Origin of the sequence: Streptosporangium sp. NPDC020145 (genome assembly GCF_040631275.1) — a bacterium.
Taxonomy (GTDB): Bacteria; Actinomycetota; Actinomycetes; order Streptosporangiales; family Streptosporangiaceae; genus Streptosporangium.
In genome coordinates, this window is sequence record NZ_JBEXZT010000001.1 from 42,605 (window position 1) to 59,429 (window position 16,825).

Consider the following 16,825-nt stretch of genomic DNA (forward strand, 5'->3'; position numbering starts at 1 on the left):
TCAGGCGTCTTCCTGCGCGGCGGGCGGTACGGCGTGCGGGGCGTGCGCGGGCTCCCCATCGGTGACCTGGGCGGTTTCCCGGCCGGCGCCCTGGTCGGCGCCCTGACCGGTCTCCTGGCCCGCGTCCTGGCTGAGCAGGGCGGTGATCTCGGCCTCGCGGTCCTCGACACGGCGGCTGATCTCGGTGATCCGCGCCCGGATCGCGGCGGTGTCCGCCTCGGAGAACAGCCGGGCCTCCCCGCCGCCGACGAGCTGCCCGGCCAGGGCGAGCAGGTCGATGTCCGTCGTCTCACCGACCTGCACCACGCGGGGCAGGTGGGCGGCGACGGATTCGAGCCTGTCGAGCAGGTCCTGCTGGAAGCGGTGGTCCAGGATCTCCGGCGCCTGCGCCGCGCTCAGCGCCCTGATGTCCAGCGCCTGAGCCTCAAGCAGCGCCGCGTTGGCCTTCGCCGTCGACTCGGCCTCGACCAGCCGCTGGCCCGCCTGGGCCTTGGCCTGGTTCGAGGCGCGTTCCAGAGCGGTGTCCATCCGGGCCTGGTAGCCCGCGATCTCCGCGTGGATGGCCGAGAGCTGCTCCTGCAGCCCGGCGAGCTCCTTGACCAGGTCGCCCTCGTTCTGCTCCTTGCGCAGCTGCAGCTCGTACTCGTAGGTGTAGGCCTCCTTGGCGACCCTGATCATCTCCGGCGCCGCCAGGTCCATCCGGTACTCCTGGCTGGAGGGCTCGGCGTGGGTGATGTTCACGTCGGTGAGCCGTACGGCGGGCAGGAACTGCTGGTTGAGGCTGTCCAGCATGCCCAGGGTGCTCTCGCCGACCAGGTCGTAGATGTCCTCGGCGCGCTGGGCGTAGATGAGGGAGCGGGTCACCTCGCTGATCGCGTTCTGCAGCTTGGCCTGGAAGCCGCCGACCGAGCCGAGGACGAAGATGAACTCGGCCGGGTCCTCGATCCGGAACTGCAGGAAGAGGTCGACGCTCGCCTTGACGCCCTGCTGGGTCGGGGCCTCGCGGATGGGGGCGTTGAAGGGGTACTCACGGGTGGTGTTGACGATGTAGCTGACCCGCTTCCACGGGTTGAGCAGCGTCACCCGCCCGGGTTCGGCGATCTGGACGAGCTTGCCGAACTTGGTGATCAGCGCCTTGCAGCCCTCGGGGACCATGACGACGCTGCGCCGCCACCACAGGAACGCCGCGGCCAGCACCAGGACGGCCCAGTAGTGCGGGCCGAACAGCACCCGCGCGCCCTCGGGCAGGCCGTTGGCGATCAGGCCGACCAGGCCGAGTCCCGCCAGGACGACCAGAGGGATGACGACCCGTGCCGTGGTGCTCTTGGGGATCACCACGGGGGAGATCACGTGGACCGTCTCACCGTTCTGGCCGCTGCCGCTGAAGCTGCGGTTGACGATCTCCCCGGCCTCGTTCAGCGAGGCGCTGCGGGCTTCGATCAGCGTGCCGACGGACGCGCCCTGCTCACGCGCGGCGAGGAAGTCGGTGGGGTTGAGCGTGAAGCCCTGTTCCCCTGCCTGTCCCGTCACCTGACCGGTGAGCTGGCCTGCGACCTGCCCGGCGATCTGGCGCAGGTCTCCGCCCTGGCCGTACGCCTGGGCGGCCGCGACCGCCGCCTGGATGGCCTCTTTTGGCCGCGACATCACACCTCCGTGGGTCTTGTCCGAAAGCCCGATATATCACGCTTTGTGATTGCCTGCAGGGATGCCAGTAAAGAACATGTGGCTTGCGGATGGCTTGACAGCCGATTGAACGGGTGCTGAACGCCGTGTCCTACGGGGCTCCCGGAGAGGGGACGGGAATGTCGGTGGGGCGTCCTACAGTGGGTGAGGTGAGGCCGGTAACAGATTTGCAGCGCAAGGTGGCCCCCTTCGAGGTCGTCACCGACATGACCCCCTCCGGCGACCAGCCGGCCGCGATCGCCGAGCTTGAGCGGCGGGTGAGGGCGGGTGACAAGGACACCGTCCTGCTGGGCGCGACGGGCACGGGCAAGACGGCCACGGTCGCCTGGCTGATCGAGCGGCTGCAGCGGCCGACCCTGGTCATCCAGCCGAACAAGACGCTCGCCGCGCAGTTCGCCAACGAGCTGCGGGGGATGCTGCCCAACAACGCGGTCGAGTACTTCGTCTCCTACTACGACTACTACCAGCCGGAGGCGTACGTCCCGCAGAGCGACACCTACATCGAGAAGGACTCCTCCATCAACGAGGAGGTCGAGCGGCTGCGCCACTCCGCGACCAACTCGCTGCTGACCCGCCGCGACACGGTCGTGGTCGCCTCGGTCTCGTGCATCTACGGCCTGGGCACCCCCCAGGAGTACGTCGACCGGATGACCGCCCTGAAGGTCGGTCAGGAGATCGAGCGCGACACGCTGCTGCGGCGCCTGGTCGACATGCACTACACCCGCAACGACCTGGCCTTCACCCGCGGCACCTTCCGGGTGCGGGGCGACACGATCGAGATCATCCCGAAGTACGAGGAGCTCGCCGTACGGATCGAGATGTTCGGTGACGAGATCGAGAAGCTGTCCACCATGCACCCGCTGACCGGTGAGGTGATCACCGAGGACGAGGAGCTCTACATCTTCCCCGCCTCCCACTACGTGGCGGGCCCCGAGCGGATGGAACGGGCCGTGCGGGACATCGAGGCCGAGCTGGCAGAGAGCCTGCAGCGGATGGAGCGCCAGGGCAAGCTCCTTGAGGCCCAGCGGCTGCGCATGCGCACCACCTACGACCTGGAGATGATGCGCCAGATCGGCACCTGCTCCGGCATCGAGAACTACTCGCGGCACATGGACGGCCGATCCCCGGGTAGCGCGCCGAACACCCTGCTCGACTACTTCCCCGAGGACTTCCTGCTGGTGCTGGACGAGTCGCACCAGACGGTCCCGCAGATCGGCGCGATGTACGAGGGGGACGCCTCCCGTAAGCGCACGCTCGTCGAGCACGGCTTCCGGCTGCCCTCCGCCCTGGACAACCGCCCGCTGAAGTGGGAGGAGTTCCTGGAGCGGATCGACCAGACGGTCTACCTCTCGGCGACGCCCGGCTCCTACGAGCTGGGCCGCTCCGGCGGCGACGTCGTCGAGCAGGTGATCAGGCCGACCGGCCTGGTCGACCCCGAGGTGGTCGTCAAACCCACGAAGTCGCAGATCGACGACCTGGTCCACGAGATCAGGACCCGCGCGGAGAAGGACGAGCGCGTCCTGGTCACCACGCTGACCAAGAAGATGTCGGAGGACCTCACCGACTACCTGCTCGAACTGGGCATCAGGGTCCGCTACCTGCACAGCGAGGTCGACACGCTGCGCCGCATCGAGCTGCTGCGCGAGCTGCGGCTGGGCGAGTACGACGTGCTGGTCGGCATCAACCTGCTCCGTGAGGGCCTGGACCTGCCGGAGGTCTCCCTGGTGGCCATCCTCGACGCCGACAAGGAGGGCTTCCTGCGCTCGGAGACCTCGCTGATCCAGACCATCGGCCGCGCGGCCCGTAACGTCTCCGGCCAGGTCCACATGTACGCCGACCGGATCACCCCCTCCATGGAGCGGGCGATCGAGGAGACCAACCGGCGCCGGGCCAAGCAGACGGCCTACAACGAGGCCAACGGCATCGACCCCCAGCCGCTCCGCAAGAAGATCGCCGACATCCTCGACTCCCTCAACCGGGAGGACGCCGACACCGCCCAGCTCCTCGGGGGCAGCGGCCGTCAGCAGTCGCGCGGCAAGGCCCCGGTCCCCGGCTTCGCGGTCAAGCAGGCCGGTCAGCACGCCAGGGCGATCGCGGGGGAGATGCCCAGGGCGCAGCTTGAGGCCCTGGTCGAGTCGCTCACCGAGCAGATGCACCAGGCGGCGGCGGACCTGCAGTTCGAGGTGGCCGCCAGGCTGCGTGACGAGATCAAGGAGCTCAAGCGCGAGGTCCGCGACATGCGCGAGGCGGGGGTCTCCTGACCCGGCCCGCCGGAACCCGGGCGGGTGCCGTACGGCCCCGCCCGCCTCGGCGGAGCCTCTCAGCGGTGGTCTGAGCGGCGCTCGTCGTCGGGGAAACGGGGCACCGCGGTGCGCCGGTAGAGCTCGTCGATCTCGTCCAGGGGGTCGGGAGCGCGGCGGCGCGCCTCGATCTCCAGGTCGGTCCGGTCCCGGATGTCGTCGATGCCGTTCGCGGAGTGCGTCATCTGGTCGTTGAGCAGGTCCGCCCGGATTCTGGCGCACGAGGTGGTCAGCTTGGCGTGGTGCTCGCGCAGACGGCCGAGGGAGGCGTGGTCGACGTAGGCGGAGTTCCGGCTGTGCCGGGCGTAGAGCGCGAGCTGGCCGTCCAGCTGGTCGGCGTGCACGCCGATCTCGGCCACCAGCCGCGGCAGGTCACCCAGCCCCCATCCGGCCTGGAGCGCCTGGTCGACGGCCTGCCGGGTCAGGGAGACCTCCTTGCGCAGGTCCAGGCGCATCCGCTCGGTCTCACCGGCCTGGCCCGGGTCCATCGCCGCCACCTGGGAGGCCACCCGCTCGGTCACCTTCCTGGCCTTCTTCGTGGCCTTCTTGCCGAGCTTGACCAGGAGGTAGACGCCCACACCTCCGGCGAGAAGGAACAGCACCATGAGCACCAGCACGATGGTGAGGAAAGTGGTGATCTTGATCACCTCCCGGCGGGGGAAACAGGTGTTTCGAGCATAGCCCGCCTGTCCGTGCACACGGGGGTTCGCGACGTGCGAGGGGCCCGGCCGGGAGCCGAAGGGACCTCGCCGTGCACCCCGCCGGTGTCCGCCTCGGGGCGCCGGGGTTCAGACGGGACTTCGCCGCAGGGCGCGGCGGCGCCGTAGGCGGCGGACGGTCCACCAGGCGAACACCGCGAGCACGGCAACCGCGATCACGACCAGGACCGGGAGAAAGATCGCGACCAGGGCCATGGCGAGAGACCCCACGTCCTCCATCGTGCTCACCACCGGTGCCCCCACCCCGGCGGTCGTGGCGTTGACCACCGGTCTGGCGGTCGCCTTCATCACGTGCACCGCGAGCGCGACGCCGATGCCGAGCACCCAGCCGGCCCAGGGGTTGTGGGTCATCCAGTCGGAGCCGTCGAGCCGGGCCGCGGCCTCGGTCGCGCTGAAGACCACGCCGCCGGACAGCGGGCGGATCACGGTCTGGATCATGTCGTTGACGCTGTCGACCACCGGGACCTTGTCAAGGACGAACTCGGCGACCAGCAGCACGCCGACGATCGCGAGCACCCAGCCGTTGGCCAGCCAGGCGAACTCCGGCTGCAGCCGCACCTGGTCGGTGAGGTTGGCGAGCAGGCCGACGACCAGCAGCGGTATGTAGGCGTTCAGCCCCGCCGCGGTGGAGAGTCCAAGGCCTGTCAGTGCCGCGAGCATCGTGCCTCCGTGGTGTCTCGGTCCTCCCATTCAACGTCCTCGGGACACCGGTGGATCCCGCCGGGTTCCGGTGCCGGGCGAAACGGCGGCGGGGGCGTGTCCGTGATGGACACGCCCCCGCCTGTTCCCGCGGGCTACTCCGAAACGGGGATCCGGAGGATTTCGCCCTTGCCGGGCGCCATGGCCTTGTCGGCCACATAGACGGCGCCGTCGGGGCCTACGGCCACGCCGAGGGGGGTGGTCAGCGTGCCGGGCTTGAGAAGCTCGGTACGGGTGCCGTCACCCTCGACGCGGTAGACGGTGGTCTTGCTCATGCCGTTGGCGGGAAGCGGTCCGGCGGACCCCAGGACGATCAGCCGCCCCTTGGCGTCGAAGGTCACGTCGGCGACCGTGGTGAAGCCGCGTGCGGCGGTGGTGACCTTGCCGTCCTTGAGACGGAGGACCCGGGCCGCCCCCTCGGGGTTGGGGAATCCGCCGTGCTCGGCGACGTAGTAGGCGCCGTCGGGGCCCTTGGCGATGCCCATCGGCACCGACTGCATCGGAATCTTGCTGCCCTTGGGCATCTTGAGGGCCGGGGGAGCGGCGACGGACCTGGCGTGCAGGACCGCCTCGGTGCTGACCCTGCCCTTGCGGTCGACCCGCAGCACGGAGTTGCCGCCGGTGTCGGTGACCAGCGCGCCGCCGCCGGGCAGCGGGGCGAGGCCGAACGGGTAGGAGTCCACGGCGCTGCCCTTGTCCTTGCGGTCCGGGTTGTGCCTGGTCTCGTGGGCGGCCAGGTCGGCGAAGGACAGCCGCCTGCCCTTGGTGGAGAGGGTCAGCAGCGTGCCCAGGGTCCTGGCCTTGGGGCCGAGCTTGGCACGGAAGGCGGTGTCGCCGGAGAAACCGACGGTCACCAGCAGGTCGCCCTTGGGGGTGAACGCCACGTCGTGCGGGCCGAGGGCGAACGGGCCGCTGGCAGCCGAGGGCAGGCCGCCGACCAGCACGGAGGTCTTGCCGTCCTTCAGGACGCTGATCCGCCCGGTCAGGCCGAAGCACATCTTCTCCGCCTTCTCCCCCTTCTTGGCGGGGGTCATGGCGCACTTGACCTTGCCGCCGTGACCGGACTCGGCGATGTAGAGGGCACCGTCGGGACCGAAGGAGATGCCGCGCGGGCTGTCGAGGCCCTTGGCGACGACCTCGGGCGCGCCGCCGTCCGCCCGTGCCGCCGTCACCGGACCGGCCGTCACGGCCAGTGCCGCGACTCCTCCTGTGGCAGCAGCGAGCAGCCTGCGGCCGATACGAACTCCGCTCAACGCAATCCCCTCCACGATCCCCGCCATATCCGTCAAGCCGGGGCGAACACCCGGAAAGCTACGAGCTTCTTCGGGTCGCTCACAAGGAAAAAACGCCACAATCCACCCTGCTGCGCGGCGATTTCCCCCGGGCGGGTGACCGTCCCTCCGCCTCCCGGCGGACGACCCCGCAGGCGCCTCTCAGCCGACGGCCGACGGACCGGCCCCGGGCGCGGGGGTCACGGCGGTGTCGAGCCCGCCGGTGCGGCCGACGCGCCGAGGGCCCGGTCCGCGGCCACGGTCCCGGCACGGCCGGCCGAGGTGCCGTCCAGGTGGGGCGGCAACCATCCCCGCCCCGGCACGTGGTGGCGCACGACCCGGGCGGGCACCCCGGCGATCACGCTGTGGTCGGGGAACTCGCCGCGGACCACGGCGCCGCCCGCGACCACGCACTGCCTGCCGATCCTGGTCCCCGGCAGGATGATCGCGCCGGTGCCGAGCCAGGAGCCCGAACCGATGACCACCGGGTTGTTGCGCGGCCACTGACGGCCGATCGGCGTCTCCGGGTCGTCGTAGACGTGGTTCTGGTCGGTGATGTACACGTAGGGGCCGGTGAAGACATGGTCGCCGATGTCGATCGACTGGTGTCCCACGATGTGGCTGCCCCTGCCGATCGAGCAGCTCTCGCCGATCCGCACGATCGAGACGGGGCCGAGGTCGACGCCGGGGCCCATGCCCGCGGAGATCGACACCCGCTCGCCGACCAGGGTGTGGGCGCCGATCTCGATCCAGGCCTCGCCGAAGACGGCCCCCATGGGGAAGGCGAGGCACGCGCCCTCGCCGATGCGGCGGAAGCGGTAGCCCGCGGGGCTGGTGGCGCTCACCGCGCCCACGGTGCGGACCGCGGACCAGACACGGTGCACAAGGCTGCCCATGGCACGCCGTACCACACCACGAAGTGACATAGCGGCCCAAGGTACCGTCAGGTCATATGACGGCGAAATGCGGGTCAGGGGATGTACGGGCCGATCACGGGAACCGTTTGATATTCTGAGAGCCCGTGGACATGTAGGCCGTCAGCAGGACGCGCCGACTGATCTATGACGACCACGGGAGACTCCTTGCGCAGCGCCGCACACACCAAGCATCTGTTCGTCACCGGCGGCGTCGCCTCCAGCCTCGGCAAGGGACTGACGGCCTCCAGCCTCGGCCGCCTCCTGAAGCTGCGGGGCCTGCGGGTCACCATGCAGAAGCTCGACCCCTACCTCAACGTGGACCCCGGGACGATGAACCCGTTCCAGCACGGCGAGGTCTTCGTGACCGACGACGGAGCCGAGACCGACCTCGACGTCGGCCACTACGAGCGCTTCCTCGACACCGAGCTGCACGGCTCCGCCAACGTCACCACCGGCCAGGTCTACTCCAACGTCATCGCCAAGGAGCGCCGTGGCGAGTACCTCGGCGACACCGTCCAGGTCATTCCGCACATCACCAACGAGATCAAGGACCGCATCCGGGCCATGGCGGGCCCCGACGTCGACGTGGTCATCACCGAGGTCGGCGGCACCGTCGGCGACATCGAGTCGCTGCCCTTCCTTGAGGCGGTCCGCCAGGTCCGCCACGAGGTGGGCCGGGACAACGTCTTCTTCCTGCACGTGTCGCTGCTGCCGTACATCGGGCCGAGCGGCGAGCTGAAGACCAAGCCGACGCAGCACTCGGTCGCCGCGCTGCGCAGCATCGGCATCCAGCCCGACGCGATCGTGTGCCGCTCCGACCGGCCGATCACCAACTCCCTCAAGCGCAAGATCAGCCTCATGTGCGACGTCGACGAGGACGCGGTCGTCTCCGCCGTCGACGCGTCGAGCATCTACGACATCCCCAGGGTGCTGCACTCCGAGGGCCTGGACGCCTACGTGGTGCGCCGCCTCGGCCTGCCCTTCCGCGACGTCGACTGGAAGGAGTGGGAGCAGCTCCTTCGCCGGGTGCACCGCCCGGCGAAGGAGGTCACGATCGCCCTCGTCGGCAAGTACATCGACCTGCCCGACGCCTACCTGTCGGTCACCGAGGCGCTGCGCGCGGGCGGCTTCGCCAACGACGCCCGCGTCAACATCCGCTGGGTCAAGAGCGACGACTGCGAGACCCCCGAGGGCGCGGCCCGTGAGCTCGACGGCGTCGACGGTGTGCTGATCCCCGGTGGATTCGGTGTGCGCGGCATCGAGGGCAAGCTGGGCGCCGTACGGCACGCGAGAGAGACCAAGATCCCGCTGCTCGGCATCTGCCTGGGCATGCAGTGCATGGTCATCGAGGCCGCCCGCAACCTTGCGGGCGTCGAGGACGCGGGCAGCACCGAGTTCGACCCCGAGACCACCCACCCGGTCATCTCGACCATGGCCGACCAGGAGGACGTCGTCTCCGGCGAGCGCGACATGGGCGGCACCATGCGCCTCGGCCTGTACCCCGCCAAACTCTCCGAGGGCTCCCTGGCCCGCCAGCTGTACGGCATGGCCAAGGTCGAGGAGCGCCACCGGCACCGCTACGAGGTCAACAACTCCTACCGCGAGCAGCTTGAGAAGATCGGCATGGTCTTCTCCGGGCTCTCGCCGGACGGCCGTCTCGTGGAGTACGCCGAGCTTCCCGTCGACGTGCACCCGTTCTTCATCGGCACCCAGGCGCACCCCGAGTTCCGTTCCCGCCCCACCCGCCCGCACCCCCTGTTCAAGGGTTTGATCGGGGCGGCCCTGACCTACGCCGACATCCGCGGCACCGCGGCCAAGGCGGGCAGGAGCAAGTGAGCGACATCACCAGCGACGCTGTCAAGGACACCGCTGTTCTGGACGTCGTGGACGTCCCCGAGGAGTGGAAGGTCGTCTCCTCGGTCAGGCACTTCAGCGGGCGCGTCATCACCGTGGTGACCGACGCCGTGGTCATGCCGGACGGAGAGGTCGTCAACCGTGACTACGCGCTCCACCCCGGCTCCGTCGCGGTGGTCGCGCTCGACGACCAGGACCGTGTGCTGCTGCTCAGGCAGTACCGCCACGCGGCCGGGCACCTGCTGTGGGAACTGCCCGCGGGCCTGCGGGACGTCGAGGACGAGCCGCTGCAGGAGGCGGCAGCCAGGGAGCTGGCAGAGGAGGCGGGCTACCGGGCACGGACCTGGCACACCCTGGTCGACGCCTTCACCTCGCCCGGGATGACGGGGGAGCGGACCAGGATCTTCCTGGCCAGAGACCTCAGCCTCATCCCCGAGGGGGAGTTCGACTTCGTCGGACGACACGAGGAGTCCGACATGCCGGTGGTCTGGATCCCCCTGTCAGACGCGGTTCGCCGTGCCCTGGCGGGAATGATCCACAATTCCCAAGCCGTGGCCGGTATTCTCGCCGCATACGCCGCTTCGGCGGATGCTTTCGCCTCGCTGCGGCCCGCCGACGCACCGGAGGCATGACAGGAGGAGCCCTGAGCGAGACGGAGGTCGTCCTGGCCAGCTACCTCGCCCACCTGGCGGTGGAGCGGGGCCTGGCGGCCAACACCCTGGCCTCCTACCGTCGTGACCTCCTTCGATACCTGGAACACCTGAGGAACCGCGGCCGCGCCACCTTCGGCGAGGTCGCGGAGGCCGACGTCGCCGCCTTCCTCACCGCGCTGCGGGAGGGAGACGAGGAGCATCGGGCGCTCGTGGACAGCTCGACGGCGCGCGCGGTCTCCTCGGTGCGGGGTCTGCACCGCTTCGCCCTGCGTCAGGGCGTCTGCGACCACGACCCCACCCGCAGGGTGCGTCCGCCGCGCCAGCTCAGGCGCCTGCCCAAGGCGATCAGCGTGGACGAGGTCGAGCGTCTGATCGCGGCCTCGGGTCCGGAGGGGGCGCCGCTCACGATGCGCAACCGGGCGCTGCTCGAACTGCTGTACGGCACGGGCGCCCGCATCTCCGAGGCGGTCGGGCTCGCGGTCGAGGACGTCGACCTGAGCCCGGCCAGCCAGCGGGTGAGGCTGCGGGGCAAGGGCGGACACTCCCGTTTGGTGCCACTCGGCCGTTTCGCCAGGGAGGCGCTCAGGGTCTACCTCACCCGCGCCCGTCCCGGCATCGCCGCCCACGGCAGGGGTGGTTCGGGGCTCTTCCTCAACGCCAGAGGCGGAAGGCTCACCCGGCAGGGGGCCTGGGAGGTGCTGCAGGCGGCGGCCGAACGCGGAGGGCTGGCGGGAATCTCCCCCCATATCTTGCGACATTCGTTCGCAACACACCTCCTGGACGGGGGCGCGGACGTTAGGGTGGTTCAGGAACTACTCGGCCACGCCTCGGTGACCACCACCCAGGTGTACACCCTGGTCACGGTCGACAAACTCCGTGAGGCCTGTGCCGCCGCGCATCCGCGCGTGCGGCATTGACCTTTGTCGTGTCCGGGCGTGCCGCCTTGCCGCATACGTGTTGACGCCATAGTGTCCGTCCGGACGGTCCGGTTCGAGGCCGTCAGGGAGGTTCGACTGGTGACTGTGACCACCGACGGTTCTGGCCGGGGGACGGCCCCTGGAAACCCCGAGAATCCATGGGGGGACACCAAGACCACCGGCACCCCCCGGAGCGGGGGCGTTCTCGGCCCCACCGGGCGGCCTCGCCCGGTGTTCCCCGACCCATCCCCTCGTACGGTGCACGGACCGGCGCGCGTCGTGGCCATGGTCAACCAGAAGGGCGGCGTCGGCAAGACGACCACGACCATCAACCTGGGCGCGGCGCTGGCCGAGGCAGGGCTGAGGGTGCTGCTGGTCGACTTCGACCCGCAGGGCGCCCTGTCCGTCGGCCTCGGCATCAACCCCCACCAGCTCGATCTGACGGTCTACAACCTCCTCATGGAGCCGCAGATCACCGCCAGGGACGTGCTGATGGAGACCGGCGTCGAGGGCATGGACCTGCTGCCGAGCAACATCGACCTGTCGGCGGCCGAGGTCCAGCTCGTCACCGAGGTCGCCCGCGAGCAGGTGCTCGGCAGGGTGATCAAGCCCCTGCTGCCCGAGTACGACGTCTGCCTGATCGACTGCCAGCCGTCCCTGGGTCTGCTCACGATCAACGCGCTGGCCTGCGCGCACGGCGTCATGGTGCCGCTGGAGTGCGAGTTCTTCGCCCTGCGTGGTGTCGCGCTGCTGATGGACACCATCATCAAGGTCCAGCAGCGCATCAACGAGGACCTGGTCATCGAGGGCCTGCTCGCCACCATGTACGATGCGCGCACCCTGCACGGCCGTGAGGTGCTCGCCCGGGTGGTCGAGGCGTTCGACGAGAAGGTCTACCACACGGTGATCAACCGGACGGTCCGCTTCCCCGACGCCACGGTCGCCGGAGAGCCCATCACCAGCTTCGACCCCTCCTCACTCGGCGCGAGCGCCTACCGGGAGCTGGCCCGCGAGGTCCTCGCCAGGTGGAACGCCGAGTAACCACCCCTCACCCGCGGTGACCGGGATCCCGGTGCGGGACAATGACGGGATGACCGAGCAGGCACAGACGGCCGACGACACCTTCAGAGTGCACCTGGAGGTCTTCGAGGGTCCCTTCGACCTGCTGCTCGGCCTGATCTCCAAGCACAAGCTGGACATCACCGAGGTCTCGCTCAGCAAGGTCACCGACGAGTTCATCGCCCACATCCGGGCCAGGGGCCCTGAATGGGACCTCGACCAGACGAGCCACTTCCTCCTCGTGGCCGCGACCCTGCTCGACCTCAAGGCGGCGAGGCTGCTGCCCTCGGGAGAGGTCGACGACGAGGAGGACCTCGCGCTCCTTGAGGCCAGGGACCTGCTGTTCGCCCGTCTCCTGCAGTACCGCGCCTACAAGGAGGTCGTGAAGGTCTTCTCCTCCCGGATGGCGGAGGAGGCCCTGCGCTTCCCCAGGATCGTGCCGATGGAGGCGAGGTTCGCCAACCTGCTGCCCACGCTGGTCCTCGGCGTCGGCCCGGAACGGCTGGCGGAGCTGGCCCGGCGCGCCTTCGCACCCAGGGTTCCCCCCGCGGTCTCCGTCGCCCACATCTACCAACCGCTCGCCAATGTCCGCGAACAGGCGGCTATCCTTGTCCAGCGGCTGCGGCGCATGCGCCGGGCGACCTTCCGCGCTCTCACCTCCGACTGCACGGGCACCTTCGAGGTTGTCGCTCGTTTCCTGGCCGTCCTGGAGCTCTACCGGGAGGCGGCGGTCTCCTTCGAGCAGGTCGAGCCCCTCGGCGAGCTGCATGTGACCTGGACCGGCAGCGACGACGGTGATGTGACCGTCGCCGACGACTACGACGCGAGCGCGGGTAAGGAGCCCTCCGATGACCGATGAGGCGTCCGGCCCCGGCCTGCGCGCCGGGCTTGAGGCGATCCTGCTCGTGGTCGACGAGCCGGTCGCCGAGACGATCCTCGCCCAGGCGCTGGAACGGCCCGTTCCCGAGATCTCCGCCGCGCTTCGGGCGCTGGCGGCGGAATACACGGCCCAGGGCCGGGGTTTTGACCTGAGAGAGGTCGCGGGCGGCTGGCGGTTCTACACGCGGGCCGGATGCGCGGCCCTTGTCGAACGGTTCGTCCGTGACGGCCAGCAGGCGCGGCTCACCCAGGCGGCGCTTGAGACGCTGGCCGTGGTCGCCTACCGCCAGCCGGTCAGCCGGGCCAGGGTGGCGGCCATCCGAGGGGTCAACAGCGACGGCGTCATGCGCACGCTGGTGGCCAGGGGGCTGGTCGAGGAGGCCGGCACCGATCCGGAGGGGCAGGCGTTGCTCTACCGGACGACTTCATATTTCCTTGAGCGGATGGGCCTGCGGGAGCTCGAAGAGCTTCCGGAACTCGCGCCCTTCCTGCCAGACGACGTGGAAAACCTAGAGGAGCAGAAGCAGTGAACAGCAGGCGTGGTACCCCGTCCGGTGATGGACGCGGTCGAGGCCGTGGCGGCGCCCCGCGCGGTGGCGGCTACCGCGGGAGCGGCGACTCCAGAGGCGGATCGCAGGGCGGCTTCCGCCCGGACGCCTCGCGAGGCGCCTCCCGTGGCGGTCCCCGGAGCGACGATCGCGGTGGTTTCCGCGCCGATCGCGGCGGGTTCCGTTCCGAGGGCCCGCGTCGCGATGATCGGGGTGGCTTCCGCTCCGAGGACCGTGGCGGCTTCCGCGCGGAGCGCGGCGGGTCACGCGGCGGGTTCCAGTCCGACGAGCGCGGCGGCTCACGCGGCCGGTACGGCAGGCCGGAGGGCGGTTTCCGGCAGGATTCCCCTCGTCGTGATGACCGGGGTGGGTTCCGTTCCGATGACCGTGGTGGGTTCCGTTCTGAGGGTCCGCGTCGTGATGACCGGGGTGGGTTCCGTTCCGATGACCGTGGTGGGTTCCGTTCTGAGGGCTCGCGTCGTGATGACCGGGGCGGTTTCCGTTCCGATGACCGGGGTGGGTTCCGTTCTGAGGGTCCGCGTCGTGATGACCGGGGCGGTTTCCGCTCTGAAGACCGGGGTGGGTTCCGTTCTGAGGGTCCGCGTCGTGACGATCGGGGTGGGTTCCGTTCTGAGGGTCCCCGTCGCGATGACCGTGGTGGGTTCTCCGACGAGCGCGGCGGCTCGCGCGGCCGGTACGGCAGGCCGGAGGGCGGTCCGAGGGAGAACCGCGGTGGCGGTTCCCGAGGTCGTTACGGCAAGACCGGCCGTGGCGCGGAGGTCCGTACGATCGGCGGTGGCCGGGCCGACTCCTACGGCGAGCGCCGTCCCGCGCCCGCCAAGGGCGCCTCGGCGAAGGACCGGCAGGGCCAGAAGCCCGCTCTGCGGCCCGGGGGGATCGAGAACGACCGGTTCAAGACCGCCCGCCAGCCCAAGCGCGACTTCGACTTCTACGACTCCGACTACGTCGACGAGCGCGACACCACCGAGGTTCCCGGCGGTGTGCGGCTGCAGAAGGTCCTCGCCCAGGCGGGCGTCGCAAGCCGCAGGGCGTGCGAGGAGATGATCGGCGCGGGCAGGGTGACGGTCGACGGCCAGACCGTCCGCCGTTTCGGCGCCAGGGTCGACCCCGCCAAGCAGGTCATCCACGTGGACGGCAAGCGTCTGCCGACGATGCCCGACCTCGTCTACCTCGCCATCAACAAGCCGCTCGGCGTCGTCAGCACCATGTCCGACCCCGACGGCCGCCCCTCGCTGGCCGACTACGTGGCCGACCGCACCGAGCGGCTGTTCCACGTGGGCCGTCTCGACACCGAGACCGAGGGCCTCATCCTGCTCACCAACGACGGGGAACTGGCCAACCGGCTCACCCACCCCAGCTACGGCGTGCAGAAGAAGTACTGGGCGAAGGTGCCGGGCAGGATCGAGCGTGACCTGGGCCACCGCCTGAAGAAGGGCGTCGAGCTTGAGGACGGCATCGCCAAGGCCGACTCCTTCAGCATCGTCCAGGAGCACGGCCAGCAGGCCCTGGTGGAGATCGTCCTGCACGAGGGGCGCAAGCACATCGTCCGCCGCATGCTGGAGGAGGTCGGGCACCCGGTCATCGACCTGGCCCGTATCGAGTTCGGCCCGGTCAAACTCGGCAGGCTCAAGCCGGGGACGATCCGCGCGCTGACCCTCAAGGAGGTCGGGGAACTCTACGCCGCCGTGGGTCTGTGACCCGAGGCCGGTAACCTTCCCCGACATACACGTTCAGGACACGAAGGAGCGACGATGGTGCGGGCGATCCGCGGGGCGGTCCAGGTCGACGCGAACGACAGGGACGCGATCCTGGCCGGGGTGACCGAGCTGGTCACGGAGGTGATGGGACGCAACAGGCTCACCACCGACGACGTGATCAGTGTGATCTTCACCGCGACGCCCGACCTGAACGCCGAGTTCCCCGCCCTGGCGGCACGCAAGCTCGGCTTTCACGACGTCCCGTTGATCTGCGCCTCGGAGATCGACGTCCCGGGCGCGCTGCCCCGCGTCGTACGGCTGATGGCGCACGTGGAGACCGACCGGCCGCGTCAGGAGATCCACCATGTCTACCTGCACGGCGCGGCGGCCCTGCGGGTCGACATCGCCCAGTGACCCCCGTCCAAGCGTCACGCCGGAGGAGTGCGTGTGAACGGCCTTGAGAGCGTCCTCGTCGTCGGCACGGGCCTGATCGGTACCTCGGTCGCCCTCGCCCTGCGCGGCCACGACGTCCCCGTCCACCTGGCCGACCGCGACGCGGGAGCCGTACGGCTGGCGCGGGAACTCGGCGCGGGCGTCGAGTGGGACGGGCGGCGGGTCGGGCTCGCGGTCGTCGCGGTCCCGCCGCACCTCGTCGCCGACCAGATCGCCCGTCTGCAGCGGGAGGGCGCGGCGCGCTTCTACACCGACGTGGCCAGCGTCAAGCGGCTGCCGATCGAGGGAGCGGCGGCGCTCGGCTGCGACCTGAGCACCTACGCGCCGGGGCACCCCCTGGCGGGCAGGGAGCGCTCGGGCCCGGCGGCGGCCAGGGCCGACCTGTTCCTGGGCAGGCCGTGGGCGCTGTGCCCGACGGAGGAGACCTCGCCCGACGCGGTCGAGGCTCTGCGCGGCCTGATCAAGCTCTGCGGCGGCGAGGCCGTCGAGGTCGGCGCGGACGAGCACGACAGGGCCGTCGCGGTCGTCTCGCACGCCCCGCACGTGGCCGCCTCCGCGGTGGCCGCCAGGCTCGCCGAGGCCTCCGGGACCGCGCTCGGCCTGGCCGGTCAGGGGGTCCGTGACGTCACCCGCATCGCGGCGGGGGACCCGGCGCTGTGGACCGGCATCCTGTCGGGCAACGCGCTGCCGGTCGCCGACGTGCTCGAGGCGATCGCGGACGATCTGGCCACCGCCGCCGCCGCGCTGCGCGCCGCCGCAGCCCCGGCGGACGGGAACGCCGGCATGGACGGCGTCACCGGCCTGCTGCGCCGCGGTGTGGTGGGCACGACCAGGATTCCCGGCAAGCACGGCGGTCCCGCGCGTGCCTACGCGAGCGTCCAGGTCGTCATCGGCGACCGCCCCGGAGAGCTGGCCCGGCTGTTCCAGGTGGCCGAGGCGGCGGGTGTCAACATCGAGGACGTCCGCCTTGAGCACACCCCGGGGCTGCCCCTGGGCGCCGCCGAACTGCAGGTCCAGCCGGAGGCCGTACCGGCCCTGTCGGAGGCGTTGCGGGCGGGCGGCTGGCAGCTTCCCTAGAAGCGGTCCCCGCGGCCCGTTCACGGCGGGCCGCGGGTCGTCCGATGCGCGATCGCCTCGCCGTTCCCGGTAGCCTCG

15 protein-coding genes are annotated in these 16,825 nt (G+C 70.4%); 10 read left to right on the forward strand and 5 right to left on the reverse strand.

From position 1 onward, the window contains the following. Positions 1-1,644 (reverse strand): SPFH domain-containing protein, encoded by a 1,644-nt coding sequence (locus ABZ463_RS00190; protein WP_362771596.1) that lies wholly within the window; start codon positions 1,642-1,644, stop codon positions 1-3. 188 nt (positions 1,645-1,832) lie between these two features. On the opposite strand from ABZ463_RS00190, the gene uvrB reads away from it, so the two are divergent. After that, a complete protein-coding gene (gene uvrB, locus ABZ463_RS00195) occupies positions 1,833-3,944 on the forward strand; it encodes an excinuclease ABC subunit UvrB (protein ID WP_352009089.1) in 2,112 nt (703 codons plus the stop codon). A gap of 59 nt (positions 3,945-4,003) precedes the next feature. Here uvrB and ABZ463_RS00200 read toward each other — a convergent pair whose 3' ends face one another. The 4 genes from ABZ463_RS00200 to ABZ463_RS00215 form a co-directional block, all read right to left on the reverse strand. Further along, on the reverse strand, positions 4,004-4,630 hold the full coding sequence (locus tag ABZ463_RS00200; protein ID WP_362771598.1) for a hypothetical protein: 627 nt from the start codon (positions 4,628-4,630) through the stop codon (positions 4,004-4,006). A gap of 141 nt (positions 4,631-4,771) precedes the next feature. Continuing rightward, complete coding sequence (locus ABZ463_RS00205) at positions 4,772-5,362, reverse strand: DUF4126 domain-containing protein (RefSeq protein ID WP_352009091.1); 591 nt, start codon at positions 5,360-5,362, stop codon at positions 4,772-4,774. A 134-nt stretch (positions 5,363-5,496) separates the two neighbouring features. Then, entirely contained in the window at positions 5,497-6,654 is a 1,158-nt protein-coding gene (locus tag ABZ463_RS00210; protein ID WP_352009092.1) for a ScyD/ScyE family protein, read from the reverse strand. A gap of 218 nt (positions 6,655-6,872) precedes the next feature. Further along, a complete protein-coding gene (locus tag ABZ463_RS00215; RefSeq protein WP_352009093.1) occupies positions 6,873-7,598 on the reverse strand; it encodes an acyltransferase in 726 nt (241 codons plus the stop codon). Between the two features lie 156 nt (positions 7,599-7,754). On the opposite strand from ABZ463_RS00215, the gene ABZ463_RS00220 reads away from it, so the two are divergent. The 9 genes from ABZ463_RS00220 to ABZ463_RS00260 all read left to right on the forward strand — a co-directional run bounded on the left by ABZ463_RS00220 (position 7,755) and on the right by ABZ463_RS00260 (position 16,747). Next, positions 7,755-9,425 (forward strand): CTP synthase, encoded by a 1,671-nt coding sequence (locus ABZ463_RS00220; protein WP_352009094.1) that lies wholly within the window; start codon positions 7,755-7,757, stop codon positions 9,423-9,425. Positions 9,426-9,430: 5 nt separating this feature from the next. Then, entirely contained in the window at positions 9,431-10,075 is a 645-nt protein-coding gene (locus ABZ463_RS00225) for an NUDIX hydrolase (protein ID WP_362772206.1), read from the forward strand. Continuing rightward, complete coding sequence (locus ABZ463_RS00230; protein WP_352009096.1) at positions 10,072-11,013, forward strand: site-specific tyrosine recombinase XerD; 942 nt, start codon at positions 10,072-10,074, stop codon at positions 11,011-11,013. Before ABZ463_RS00225 ends, ABZ463_RS00230 begins: the two co-directional genes overlap by 4 nt. 99 nt (positions 11,014-11,112) lie before the next feature. Then, positions 11,113-12,054 carry a ParA family protein gene (locus ABZ463_RS00235; RefSeq protein WP_352009097.1) on the forward strand — a complete coding sequence of 314 codons (942 nt, stop codon included), beginning with the start codon at positions 11,113-11,115 and terminating at the stop codon, positions 12,052-12,054. A 49-nt stretch (positions 12,055-12,103) separates the two neighbouring features. Next, the gene (locus ABZ463_RS00240; protein WP_352009098.1) at positions 12,104-12,931 is read left to right on the forward strand and encodes a segregation/condensation protein A; all 828 of its coding nucleotides are present in this window, start codon (positions 12,104-12,106) and stop codon (positions 12,929-12,931) included. Next, on the forward strand, positions 12,921-13,481 hold the full coding sequence (gene scpB / locus ABZ463_RS00245) for an SMC-Scp complex subunit ScpB (protein WP_352009099.1): 561 nt from the start codon (positions 12,921-12,923) through the stop codon (positions 13,479-13,481). The genes ABZ463_RS00240 and scpB overlap by 11 nt, the downstream gene beginning before the upstream one ends. Before the next feature lie 1,019 nt (positions 13,482-14,500). Further along, positions 14,501-15,217: a pseudouridine synthase gene (locus ABZ463_RS00250; RefSeq protein ID WP_352009100.1), complete on the forward strand. Its 717-nt coding sequence runs from the start codon at positions 14,501-14,503 to the stop codon at positions 15,215-15,217. 54 nt (positions 15,218-15,271) lie between these two features. Next, positions 15,272-15,631, forward strand: a complete 360-nt coding sequence (gene aroH / locus ABZ463_RS00255) for a chorismate mutase (protein WP_352009101.1) — start codon at positions 15,272-15,274, stop codon at positions 15,629-15,631. A 33-nt stretch (positions 15,632-15,664) separates the two neighbouring features. Continuing rightward, entirely contained in the window at positions 15,665-16,747 is a 1,083-nt protein-coding gene (locus ABZ463_RS00260) for a prephenate dehydrogenase (protein WP_352009102.1), read from the forward strand. Positions 16,748-16,825: the final 78 nt, after the last annotated feature.

Coding starts and splice junctions, on each gene's coding strand:
- ABZ463_RS00230 (WP_352009096.1), top strand. CDS start 10,072: ATGACAGGAGGAGCCCTGAGCGAGACGGAGGTCGTCCTGGCCAGCTAC.
- aroH (WP_352009101.1), top strand. CDS start 15,272: ATGGTGCGGGCGATCCGCGGGGCGGTCCAGGTCGACGCGAACGACAGG.
- ABZ463_RS00205 (WP_352009091.1), bottom strand. CDS start 5,362: ATGCTCGCGGCACTGACAGGCCTTGGACTCTCCACCGCGGCGGGGCTG.
- ABZ463_RS00240 (WP_352009098.1), top strand. CDS start 12,104: ATGACCGAGCAGGCACAGACGGCCGACGACACCTTCAGAGTGCACCTG.
- ABZ463_RS00215 (WP_352009093.1), bottom strand. CDS start 7,598: ATGTCACTTCGTGGTGTGGTACGGCGTGCCATGGGCAGCCTTGTGCAC.
- ABZ463_RS00190 (WP_362771596.1), bottom strand. CDS start 1,644: ATGTCGCGGCCAAAAGAGGCCATCCAGGCGGCGGTCGCGGCCGCCCAG.
- scpB (WP_352009099.1), top strand. CDS start 12,921: ATGACCGATGAGGCGTCCGGCCCCGGCCTGCGCGCCGGGCTTGAGGCG.